Source organism: Pseudoduganella sp. RAF53_2 (assembly GCF_052113985.1).
GTDB lineage: Bacteria > Pseudomonadota > Gammaproteobacteria > Burkholderiales > Burkholderiaceae_D > Rugamonas.
Genome location: NZ_JBFRDW010000225.1, coordinates 1 through 8,531, shown reverse-complemented (window position 1 = coordinate 8,531; position 8,531 = coordinate 1). Strand labels below are relative to the sequence as shown.

Below are 8,531 nucleotides of genomic sequence, written 5' to 3'. Positions count from 1 at the left end.
CGTTGTAGTACAGCGGAATACCGACCACGAAGCCGGTGATCGTCAGCGCCACCGGCATGCGCGAGGGGCCGAGCCCTCCGATCAGCGAGGTGGCGATGCGCTGTGCGGCGCCGCTGTCGGCAATCAGCTTGCCGAAGACGGCGCCGAGGCAGACGATCACGATCAGAGAGCCGAGCAGATCGCCGATCCCCTTTTCGATCGCGCCGGGGATCTTTTGCAGCGGCAGGCCAAGCAGCAGGCCCGCCACCAGCGCCGCCACCACGAAGGCGATCAGCGGCTGCACCCGTCCCCAGGCAATGAGGACGGTCAACAGCACGACCGCCGCCAGCACGGACAACATCGCCAACACGGCTATGTCCTCCGCTTAGTAGCTATAGCGCAGACCGAAGCGGTAGGTGCGGCCCAGGACATCGTACAGCGTCGGGTTGATGCCGAAGCTGGCGTTGGCCTGCGGTGCCGGTTCAGGATCTTTGTCCGCGATATTGTCGATCTTGAAGTAGGCCATCAGCTGCTTGGAGAACTTGTAGCTGCCGCCCAGGTCGACATAGGTCGCGCCCTTCATCTTGTTGTCGTAGATGGTCGGGTGGATGATGGTCGATACCGGGCAGTTGGTCTGGCACTCGATGTACTCGTTGTTGTACACGCCATCGCTGAACCAGCGCTCGCTCAGGGTCAGGCTGAGCTTATCGTTTTCCCAGGTCTGCTGCGCCAGCAGTTTCCATTTCGGCGTACCGCCCAGATTGACGCCTGCTCCTTGCGTCGGAATGGTGCCCACCACGCCGGAATCGGTCAGGAAGCTCAGGGTGCGGGTCGCCAGGCCGCGCAGGATCACGCGGCCCGGCAGGCCGAAGCGATCCAGTTTGCTCTGGTAGGACGCTTCGATGTCGAAGCCCTTGTTGCGTAGCGAAGCCAGGTTGAAGGCTTGCAGTGTCACATAATTGCTGCCAGGCTGATTGAGCACCATGGCGGAGCAGATTTCCTTATTGCCCGCCACGCACAGATCGACTTCCTGCTGCGTCGTCAGGGCGGAAATCACTTCGCGCACCTTGATGTCAAAGTAGTCGATGGAAGCGCTGAACCCTGGCGCCCAGCCAGGCTGGGTCATGACCACGCCGAACACGGTGTTGCGGGCCAGTTCCGGACGCAGATTGGTGTTGCCGACCGTGCGCTGCTGAATGGTGATCGTGTTGCCCTGGTATTGCACGACGTTGTTCACCACCACCGGCGCGGCATACAGCTCGCTCAGGTTGGGGGCGCGCACGTCCTTCGACGTGACGGCGCGGAAGCGCAGGCCGTCGATGCCGGTCTTCCAGTTGGCGCCGATCTTCCAGCTTTCGACGTGGCCGGAAGTGCTGTAGTAGGTGTGGCGATCCGCCAGGTTCAGGTTGGCCTCGCCCCACGCCGCCGACTTCAGGATCGGCACGTTGAGCTCCAGATACGCTTCCTTCACGTGGTAGGCGCCGGAGCCGTTGTGGTAGTTACCGGCGTACCAGTTATTGCCGACGGTGGAATTCAGCAGCGGGTCAGCAGGGAAGTTGGCCGAATTCGGCGAATCCGCGCTGACGCCCGCACCGTAAGGGTCGCCAACCACGCGGTAAGCTTCACGGCGGTATTCTGCGCCGGTTGCCAGCGCGATCGGACCAGCCCAGGACTCGAATGGTTCGCCGTTGATATTGAAGCTGGCGACGTTCTGGCTTTGGGTGGTGTGCTGGAACGGGCCGTTGGCCGGTTCGATATACGCCATTGCCGCAGGATCGGCCGGGTTGTTGCCGATGATGTTCAGCGGTTTGCAGCCGGATGCCACCGCGGCCGCACTGCGGCAGACGATGGAGCCGTCGGCGGCGCGTACTGCGTCGATGGCGGCGTTGTAGCGCGCGTTCAGCGTGATGTCGTGAACCTGGATATCGGTGGTGTTGGTGCCGTGTTCACCATAGGCGTCATACGACCATTCCTTGCCGAACAGCTTGAACTTGCCGTCCGCACCAACCACGTAGCGGTGCTGGGTACGCGTCGGGTGAACATTGATATTGTTCGGGAAGATCGCGTTGGCCGTGCCGTACTGGAAGCTGGTGATGTTGTTGGCCGCGCAGGCTGCCCTGATGGACGCCGGCAGGAAGGGGTTATCGCACTGGATGGTCAGGTTGGCGTTCTTGGCTGCGCCTGGATTCGGCGAGAACTGCGAGTTCACGGCACCGTAGTTGGCGGTGAAGTAGATCTCGTTGTCCGGATCGAGGTCGTAGGAAACGCGGGTATAGGCCACGCGGCGCTTCAGGTCCATCGCCAGGTTGGTGCCGGCGCCCACGCTGCCGCTCAGGTCACCGCCGACGCAGAAGGGATTGATACAGTTGGTGACGCCGCCGGTGCCGGTCGGTACGCCGCCCGAACCGTATTGGAACTGGTAAGGCACGCCGCCGGCGCCAAATGCAGTGCCCTGCAGCGGGCCGCTGGTAATCAGGCCGTACTTGGAATACTGGTACTGCTGCGCGTGCTCGATGAATTGGTACTGCGGCTTGCCGTCAGTGGTTTGCGCCAGGGGACGAATCTGGAAGGCCGGGTTCTTGTACCAGGTACGGCCGTTCGGGCCGACTTCGCCGAAGCCGGGCGAATCGATGCCGTTCTCCTTCATGTATTCGCCGCTGACGCTGACGTGCAGCTTGTCGTCCATGAAGCCTCTGCCCCATGCCGCCTGCAGCGTGCCGTTCTTGTCGTCGCCGTAGGTGGTCACGCCGCCTTCGACATTGGCCTTGAAGCCTTCGAACTTCTTGTCTGTGACGAAGTTGACCACACCGCTGATCGCGTCCGAGCCGTAGGAAGCGGATGCACCGCCCGTCACCACGTCCACGCGCTTGATCAGCAGCTGCGGGAACTGGCTGACGTCCGTCACACCGGTCACGTTGGCGCCGACCACGCGCTGGCCGTCCAGCAGGGTCAGGGTGCGGATGGGACCGAGACCGCGCAGACTCAGGGAGCTCAGGCCCTGGATGCCGCTGCTGGTGCTGTTGGTGCTGGTGGTGCGGCCGGTGCTGCCTTGCAGTGCCGGCAGTTCGGCAATCGTGTCGAACAGGTTGGGCTGGGCCGCTTTTTCCAGATCGGCCGCGCCAAGGCTGGTGGTCGGCGTGGGCTGGGTGAAGCCGCGCGCCGCAATGCGCGAGCCGGAAACCTGAACAACCTGGGTGACCGGTGCGGCCTCGGTTGTTGCGGCTTCATCCGCTTTTGGGGCTTCCGTTGACACTTGCTGTGCGTAGCCGGGAATCGCCATCATGCAGCAGGCGCTGGCGACGGCGAGGTGAATCAAGGTTCTCTGTGCTGGTGTATGCATTGTTGTCTCCGTGTTTTTTGTATGGCTTGCAATGCTTGTTAAACCTGCTTGATGCGCTTTATCAGCTCCTCAGGCGGTTCGGTGATATCAAGGGTGATTCCTGATTCGTCATCTTGCAGCGGCTCCAGATCGCGCAACTGGCTGTCCAGCAGAGAGGGCGGCATGTAATGGCCCACACGGGCCTGCATCCGTTGTGCGATCAGGGCGCGGTCGCCCTTCAGGTGGGCGAAACGCAGATCCGGATCGGCCTGGCGCAGCAGGTCGCGGTAGCGCCGCTTCAGGGCCGAACATGAAACGACCAGGCCCGCGCCGCTGTCATACGCTTTGCGGATCTCGCGCGCCAGCGCATACAGCCAGTCGGCCCGGTCTTCGTCGGTCAACGGCACGCCTGCCGACATTTTGGCCACATTGGCTGCCGGGTGATAGGCATCCCCCTCAATGAACGGCACACCATTGGCTTGCGCCAGCGCTGTACCGATCGTGCTCTTGCCGCATCCGCTGACGCCCATCACGACCCAGCGGGGGGCTTTTGTTTTCTCCATACGCTCTCCATTTTTCAGTGCATTAGGTAGCGCTACCATTTGAACAAAGTCTAGAGCCTTGTGAAAATTTGTAAAGCTTTTTCTTTTGTGCACAACGGAAACTCTGGATCGCGTGGAGCTGACTTCAGAGGGAAAAGCCACTCAATTTGGTAGCGATATCAGTTGCTTAGCTGTTGTGTTTGGGATACGGCTCGGTCAAAATCGAGCCATATGCGCCAGTCCCTATCAGCAGTTGCTCTCCTTGCCGCCCTGTCCGGGGCCGGCGCCAGCGTGCCCGAATCCAGCCATCAGGCGGCCGGCCCAATTATCCGTTCGCCCGATCCCGGCGCCGCTGAAGATGCCGCCGCCTGGAAAGCATGGCGCGAGAACGACTTCGTGAAAGCCTTCGCCCTGTGGCGCGACGCGGCAAATAGCGGCAGTCCGGATGCGCAATTCCGTCTCGGCCTGATGTACGAACTGGGGAAAATGGGCGTGGCCGATCCTGCCGAAGCGATGCGTTGGTATGAGCTGGCGGCGCACAATGGCAGCGTGGACGCCTTGTTCTGGCTGGGCGAGTCGTATGCCAGCGGCAGCATCGTGCCGAAAGACCCGGACAAATCCGTCGGCTATCAGCGCGCTGCAGCCGCAGCCGGATCGCCACAGGCCATGGTGGCTCTGGCCTGGCGTCATTACAACGGCGACGGGCTGGCGCGCAACGGCAGGGCTGCCGTGGAATGGTTTGAACGCGCAGCGCAGCGCGGTGAGCGTCTGGGTACGTATGGGCTGGCGCTGTGCAATGAATATGGCGTAGGCGTCCCCGAAAATATGGAGGAAGCGGCGCGCCTGATGCGCATGGCGGCGGATGCGGGTATCGGCGATGCCCAGGTAGAGCTGGGATTTTTCTACGAACACGGCAAGGGTGTCTCCCAGGAGCTGTCGCAGGCACTCGCCTGGTATCGCAAGGCGGCAGAGCAGAATAATGTGCATGGCTTGCGCAATGTGGGGCTGATGTACTCCTTTGGCCGCGGCGTCGATGCCGATCCGGCGGAGGGCGCCAGGTGGCTGCGCAAGGCGGCCGATCTGGGCAGCATCGCGGCCATGCTGAATTACGGCGACGCCTTGCGTGAGGGGCGCGGTATGCCGGCTGATATCGGCGAAGCGCGCCACTGGTATGAAAAAGCGGCGCAGCGCGGCAACGCCGATGCGCAGATGTCGCTGGCCATGACCTATCTGGGCAAGCAGCCCGGCGAGGATGATTTGATGAAGGCCGGCCAATGGGCGGCGCCGGCGGCCGAACAGCGCGATGAAGATGCGCTGGAGCTGGCGGGCAAGCTGGGCAAAGTGCTCGACAGCGTGGGCGATGCGCGTCTCAACCGCGGCGCATTCGATCAGGCGGAAGAAGCGTACAAGCTGTCGCTGCGCCTGCGCAAGGCGAAAGGAGGCCCGCGCGATCTGGCGGTCGCCGAAAGCCTGGCCAGCCTGGCGACGCTGTACTCGGTGCGCGACCAGTTCGCGCAGTCCGAAAGCGACCGGCGCGAAGCACTGGATATCCGCGAGCAGCAGTTGGGGAAACGCGATCCGCTGGTGGCGCGTACCAGGGCAATCCTGGCACAGCTTCTCTACCGCGAAGGCAAGAATGAAGCGGCTCGTCCGCTCTTTGCTGAGGCCCTGGCCACCATGGAAGCCGGTCTGGGTACGGATTCGCCGCAGCTGGCGGACACGCAGAACGACTATGCGGCCTGCCTTGCCGAACTGGGACAATTTGCAGAAGCGGAAACCATGTACCGCCGCTCGCTGGCCCTGAAGGAGAAAGCGCTCGGCCCGGTGCACCATGCGATTGCCACGGGCTGGAGCAATTTCGGCGAGATGTACACGCGCATGGGACGATACGAGGAAGCGGAAAAGGCGCTGAAGCTGTCGCTCAGCATGCGCGAGCAATTGCTGGGGCTAACGCATCCGGAATTGAGCTTCAGCCTTGTCAATCTTGGGCGCCTTTACCGCATACAGGGTCGCTTTGCCGATGCGCGCAAGGCTTTGGACCGCGCGCAGCCGCTGATCGAACAACGCTTCGGCAAGGACAACAGCCAGACCGCGCTGGTGCTGTATGAGCAGGGGATGCTGCTGTACCGCGAAGGCAAGATGGCGCAGGCGGAGCCTTTGCTGCTGCGGGCTTTTGAGATCCGCTTGCGTGTGCTGCCCAGCCATCCAGCTACGCGCGAGAATGCAGATGCGCTGGCGGCGCTGTACCGCGCCACCAAGCGGGAAAATGCGGCGGCAGAAATCATGCACCGCCTGCCTGCCAGCGATTCTTAACGGCGGCGCTGCAATAGATTGTCCAGCGAGAAGGAACCGCCGCCGTAAGCGATCAGCGGCAGCAGCAGTCCTGCCCAGCTCAGGTGAGTCGGCCATGCATCCGGATACACGAAGATCTCGATGACCGCCGTCATGCCCAGCAGGCCCAGAGCGGCGGAGCGGGTCAGCAAGCCAAGCACCAGCAGAATCGGGAACAAGTGTTCCGCATACGTGGCCAGGTGTGCCGCCAAATCCGGCGGCAGCAGCGGCAACGCGTATTCAGTCTGGAACAGGTCATAGGTGGAAGGCTTCAGCGTCAGCCAGCCCTGCACCTTGGTGCGGCCGGACAGGAAGAAGATCGAGGCGATGCCGATACGTGCGACCAGCAGTTGCAGTGATTGCGGCAAAAAGCGTGACAATGCGTTCATGTTTTTTCCTTTTCTTTGATCAGGTGCGCCACTTGCCGTTGCGGACCAGTTCCGTAATGGCGTTGGCAAATGCTTGTGGTGCTTCCAGCGGGATGTTGTGGCCCGCGCCTTCGATGCGGCGGTGGTCCGCGCCGGCCTCACCGACTGGCGGAATGCCGCTGGCGCTGCCCTGCAGCGTGATGAGCGGTTTTGCGATGGCGGCACTGGCCGCCAGTTTCTGTTCATCGGCTTCGTATTGCGGCAGGCCGGCCGCTTCGCCGCGCTGGTAGCGGTAGGCATGGTCGATGACTKCTGCGAAGTCGGGATTGTCGAACGCTTTCGCGGAGCGGGCGAATAGCGCTTCGTCGAAATGCCAGGCGGGCGAGTTGGTCTGCCAGAGCTGGTGTGCTGCATTGCGGCGTGCTGCGCCGCTGCGCGCCAATGCAGGCGCTGCGGTGAAGCCGTCGACGGCGACCAGACCCACGCAACGGCTTGGCTTCAGCGCCGCATAAGCACGGGCGGCGCGAGCACCCCAACCGAAACCGCCGATGACGGCTTCCGGCGTATCCAGCACATTGAGCAGGGCGATGACATCGCTGCCGAGTGCCGCCGGTTCGCCGGAATGGGCCAAGCTGCGGTCGATGAAGCGCGTGGTGCCGTGGCCGCGCAGATAAGGCACGATCACGCGAAAGCCTTGCGCGGCGAGGATTTGCGAGACTTCGGCATAGCTGTGGATGTCGTACGCGAAGTCGTGAAGAAGGACCACCGGCCTGCCCTCTTCAGGGCCAGCCGAGTGGTAACCGAAACTGATGGTCTCCGAGCCGGCCTGCTTGATGATCAGGCGGGGTAAGGACTTTGGCGCCGCGAAGCTGGGCAGCGCGAGCGTTGCCAGTCCTGCGGAAGCGGCCAACAGGAAGCCGCGGCGGGTGAGGGTGGTCATGGGAATTCCTTATTCAATACCGGTAATCAGTTCGCTGCCAACCCAGTCAGCCAGCAGGCCGCCCGCAGTAGCGACGCCTTCGCTTTCGCCCAGCTGCTCGACCAGGAAGTCGCACAGACCGGAAAAGCTGCCGTTGGCCTGCACCTGCGCGATGGCGTCCAGCTCGATCTGGCTGACGGTGCGCAGGCAGGACACATAACCGCGGCGCCACGCCACGTGGCCTTTCGGCTCTTCCAGCATGCTGCCTTCGGGATGCTGTTCGCCTTCCTGCATCGCCCACCAGATGTCGGATGCGTTGGTCGTGGCTGGCGCTGTCTGCAGCGTGGGCGTGAAACGCAGCTGTGCACTTTCCCAGTCCACGGAGGCCAGATCGGCTGCAGGTACGGGCTGTGCGTCGCCGGCGACAAACGCTGTGCTCAGCGCGTGTTCGATCCATGCCAGTTCGTGCAGGTCGGGATTGCGCGGGAAAATGTCGCGCAGGGTTTCGCCGAATTCGTCGGCGTAAGCGTCCAGGGTCCAGGAGTGGGGCGGATGATTGTCGATGTGTTTCACAGCAGCGTGCATGAAATTGTCTTCACCCATCCAGCTGCGTACCTGCGGATAGGTGGCGCCCAGCGAGTTGACCAGCTGTGCGCGATAGTTGTTCTGGTAGACGGCGAGGCCGGGCTGGTGGGCGCCGCCCAGCGTGGCGGCGGCATCATCGGATGCGGTCGTCAGCCAGGAGCGGAAGCCGTTCTGCAATTCTTCGAGTTTCATGCGGCCTCCTTGATGCCGTGCTGGCGGGCGATATCCAGCTCGGCCAGCAATTCGCTCAGCGGCGGGATGTTGTCGTCGCGCTCGATCATGGTCGCGGCGTAGGGGAAGCGGGCGGCGGCCTCGGAATACAAGTCCCACACGCCATCGGGAACCGGCTGGTCGTGCGTGTCGATCAGCAGGCCGTTGCCTTGCGTGTGCCCGGCCAGGTGCATCTGGCGCACGCGCTCGGATGGCATGCCGCGCAGGAAAGCCTGGGCGTCGAAGCCATGGTTGCTGGCGCTGACAAACACATTGTT

Annotated in this window: 8 protein-coding genes; 1 reads left to right on the top strand and 7 read right to left on the bottom strand. The window is 62.9% G+C overall.

The features are described from left to right. The 3 genes from AB4Z11_RS14855 to AB4Z11_RS14845 all read right to left on the bottom strand — a co-directional run. On the bottom strand, positions 1-340 hold a 340-nt coding region (locus tag AB4Z11_RS14855), incomplete at its 3' end, for a GntT/GntP/DsdX family permease (RefSeq protein WP_442026020.1). A gap of 24 nt (positions 341-364) precedes the next feature. Then, positions 365-3,319 (bottom strand): TonB-dependent receptor plug domain-containing protein, encoded by a 2,955-nt coding sequence (locus AB4Z11_RS14850; protein ID WP_442026019.1) that lies wholly within the window; start codon positions 3,317-3,319, stop codon positions 365-367. 38 nt (positions 3,320-3,357) lie between these two features. Next, positions 3,358-3,861, bottom strand: coding sequence for a gluconokinase (locus AB4Z11_RS14845; RefSeq protein WP_442026018.1), 504 nt, complete (start codon positions 3,859-3,861; stop codon positions 3,358-3,360). 270 nt (positions 3,862-4,131) lie between these two features. Between AB4Z11_RS14845 and AB4Z11_RS14840 the strand changes: the two genes are divergently transcribed. Beyond that, on the top strand, positions 4,132-6,153 hold the full coding sequence (locus tag AB4Z11_RS14840; RefSeq protein WP_442026017.1) for a tetratricopeptide repeat protein: 2,022 nt from the start codon (positions 4,132-4,134) through the stop codon (positions 6,151-6,153). Here the strand turns inward: AB4Z11_RS14840 and AB4Z11_RS14835 are convergent. From AB4Z11_RS14835 to AB4Z11_RS14820, 4 genes are all read right to left on the bottom strand, one after another. Further along, entirely contained in the window at positions 6,150-6,560 is a 411-nt protein-coding gene (locus AB4Z11_RS14835) for a DoxX family protein (protein WP_442026016.1), read from the bottom strand. The two genes, AB4Z11_RS14840 and AB4Z11_RS14835, sit on opposite strands and share 4 nt — an antisense overlap. 19 nt (positions 6,561-6,579) lie before the next feature. Then, positions 6,580-7,479, bottom strand: coding sequence for an alpha/beta fold hydrolase (locus tag AB4Z11_RS14830; RefSeq protein WP_442026015.1), 900 nt, complete (start codon positions 7,477-7,479; stop codon positions 6,580-6,582). A 9-nt stretch (positions 7,480-7,488) separates the two neighbouring features. Next, complete coding sequence (locus tag AB4Z11_RS14825) at positions 7,489-8,235, bottom strand: HvfC/BufC family peptide modification chaperone (protein ID WP_442026014.1); 747 nt, start codon at positions 8,233-8,235, stop codon at positions 7,489-7,491. Further along, positions 8,232-8,531, bottom strand: a 300-nt coding sequence (locus tag AB4Z11_RS14820; protein ID WP_442026013.1) for a multinuclear nonheme iron-dependent oxidase, incomplete at its 5' end; no start/stop codon positions are given. The genes AB4Z11_RS14825 and AB4Z11_RS14820, both read right to left, overlap by 4 nt.